Here is a 1,867-nt window from a genome sequence, read left to right as displayed (position 1 = left end):
GCGCCCTCGGCGCCCATCACGGCGATCTCGTTGGCGGGCCAGGCGTAGGTGAGGTCGGCGCCGGTGGACTGGCTGTCCATCACGATGTAGGCGCCGCCGTAGGCCTTGCGCAGGATCAGGGAGATGCGCGGCACGGTGGCGTTGCAGTAGGCGTAGAGGAGTTTCGCGCCGTGGCGGATGATGCCGCCGTGCTCCTGGCCGACGCCGGGCAGGAAGCCGGGCACGTCCAGGAGGGTGACCAGGGGGATGTTGAAGGCGTCGCACAGCTGCACGAAGCGGGCGGCCTTCTCGCTGGCGTGGATGTCCAGGACGCCGGCGAGGGTCTGCGGCTGGTTGGCGACGATGCCGACGACCTGGCCGTCCAGGCGGGCCAGCGCGCAGACGATGTTGCGGGCCCAGCGCTCGTGGACCTCCAGGTACTCGCCGTCGTCGACGATCTCCTCGATGACGGCGGTCATGTCGTAGGGGCGGCTGCCGTCGGCGGGGACGTGGCTGAGCAGCATCTCGCCGCGCCGGCCGGCCGGGTCGGCGGTGCGCACCCGCGGCGGTGCCTCCCGGTTGTTCTGCGGGAGCATCGACAGCAGGTAGCGGACCTCCGCCAGGCAGGTCTCCTCGTCGTCGTAGGCGAAGTGGCACACCCCGCTCGTCTCGGCGTGCACGTCGGCGCCGCCCAGGCCGTTCTGGGTGATCTCCTCGCCGGTGACCGCCCGGACGACGTCGGGGCCGGTGATGAACATCTGCGAGGTGTCGCGGACCATGAACACGAAGTCGGTCAGCGCCGGGCTGTAGGCGGCGCCGCCCGCGCAGGGGCCGAGCATCACGGAGATCTGCGGGATGACGCCGGAGGCCCTGGTGTTGCGCTGGAAGATGCCGCCGTAGCCGGCCAGCGCGCTCACGCCCTCCTGGATGCGGGCGCCGGCGCCGTCGTTGAGCGAGACGAGCGGGGCGCCGGCCGCCAGCGCCATGTCCATGATCTTGTGGATCTTCGTGGCGTGGGCCTCGCCCAGCGCGCCGCCGAAGATCCGGAAGTCGTGCGCGTAGACGAACACGGTGCGGCCCTCGACCGTGCCCCAGCCGGTGACCACCCCGTCCGTGTACGGCTTGCGCGCCTCCAGCCCGAACCCGGTCGCCCGGTGCCGGCGCAGCTGCTCGACCTCCTGGAAGGAGTCCTCGTCCAGCAGCAGGGCGATCCGCTCCCGGGCGGTCAGCTTGCCCTTGGCGTGCTGCGCCGCCGTCGCCTGCTCGCTCGGCCCGGCCGTCGCCTGGGCCCGGATCGCGTGCAGCTCCGCCACGTGCGCGTGCAGGCCGCCCGGCCCGGCCGCGAGCGGCGCGAACGCCGTCACCGCCGCCGCTGCCGTCTTGGTCGTGGTCGTGGTGGTCGTGGTGGTGGTCGTGGTCATCCCTGGTCCGTTTCCGGGACAGCCGGGAGGAGGAGAGGAGATCCGCCCCGGTCCCATCGAGAGCGGAAGCAACCGTCCATGAGGTTTCCTCTCCTGCGGGTGAAAGGCCCCTCGGGGCGCGCCGGGAACACCCCGAGCCGGGCGGCCGCCGCCCCTGGTGTGCGGGCGGCGCGGCAGGGCCGCGGGGTGCGGCCGGCCGCGGGTGCGGGAGGGGCGGTGACCGGGGCGGGAGCGGGCGGCGCGGGCGAAGGGGCCCGGCGTGTTCCCGCCTGCGGTGTCCGCCGACTTCCCCGTCCGGCCCCTGGCTCCTCCCCTCGCGGCCCACGGCCATGGTCGGCCGGAGCGCTGGAGAAGCGCTGAGGGATCGCTTGAGGAACGGTCGGGGGGCGCCTGAGACGGGGTGCGGAAAACGTGGGGCGCCCGGGACGGGGCGGCGTGGAGCGGCGTGGGGCAGGGCGGCGTGGGGC

The 1,867-nt window shown here is 74.0% G+C and carries 1 protein-coding gene; it reads right to left on the bottom strand.

Annotation, left to right across the window (positions count from 1 at the left end; translation table 11 throughout):
• The coding region (locus JHN63_RS51095; protein WP_200691944.1) for an acyl-CoA carboxylase subunit beta at positions 1-1,292 on the bottom strand (1,292 nt) is incomplete at its 3' end.
• Between the last annotated feature and the right edge of the window lie 575 nt (positions 1,293-1,867).

Origin of the sequence: Streptomyces sp. MBT65 (assembly GCF_016612545.1) — a bacterium.
Lineage (GTDB): Bacteria > Actinomycetota > Actinomycetes > Streptomycetales > Streptomycetaceae > Streptomyces.
The sequence above is the reverse complement of the archived record's forward strand: the minus strand, read 5'-3'. Positions and strand labels throughout refer to the sequence as shown.